At 51.4% G+C, this 255-nt stretch carries 1 protein-coding gene; it reads left to right on the top strand.

Translation table 11 applies throughout. The features are described 5' to 3' along the window. The coding region (locus tag ICN41_RS11290; RefSeq protein ID WP_216293027.1) for a hypothetical protein at positions 1–255 on the top strand (255 nt) is incomplete at both ends.

Raw genomic sequence — 255 nt, forward strand, 5'->3', positions numbered from 1 at the left:
TACCGTACTACCAGCAGAGCAAGTGCCCGTATTAGAACTTCCAAGCTTGTCATTAGATAGCCAAACCCCTGCTGGTCGTGCTCAGTTAAGCACTGACTTTACTAACCTGAGTCAAGAGTTAGATCCTACGCGCGCTGGCGGGCTAGTAGTGGCGCGCTGGATTGCAGGGCCTACGACCAATCTCTTGGCGTTGGTGATCCATCACTATGCAGTCGATGGTGTCTCTTGGCGTATTTTGATCGATGATCTTGCCAG

The sequence above is a fragment of the Polynucleobacter sp. 15G-AUS-farblos genome (assembly GCF_018882445.1).
Lineage (GTDB): Bacteria > Pseudomonadota > Gammaproteobacteria > Burkholderiales > Burkholderiaceae > Polynucleobacter.